Raw genomic sequence first — 305 nt, 5'->3', positions numbered from 1 at the left:
GGGGTGGTGCCGGTGCCGCCGAGTCCGGCCGCGCCGCCGGTGCCGCCGGTGCCGCCCTGGCCGCCGGCGGTGGCTGTGGTGGTGGGGGTGGCGTCGGTGCCGCGTCCGCCGACCCCGCCGGTGCCGCCGGCCCCGCCGGTGCCGCCCTGGCCGCCGGCGCCGTGTTGGCCGGCGGTGCCGCCGTTGGTGGCCCCGGGGGCGCCGCCGCTGCCGCCGGTGCCCCCGGCGGCGCCGTTGCCGCCGGCGGCGCCCTGCTGTCCGGGGGCGGCGGTGCTGGTGTTGTCGGCGCCGCGCCCGCCGCTGCC

The 305-nt window shown here is 86.2% G+C and carries 1 pseudogene; it reads right to left on the bottom strand.

What is annotated here, in order from left to right:
• A pseudogene (locus AC5Y7D_RS30965) lies at positions 1-305 on the bottom strand (hypothetical protein); the annotation flags it as partial.

The organism is Mycobacterium sp. NGS49 (genome assembly GCF_059812565.1).
Note: the sequence above shows the minus strand (reverse complement) of the source record. Positions and strands in the feature narration are given on the sequence as shown.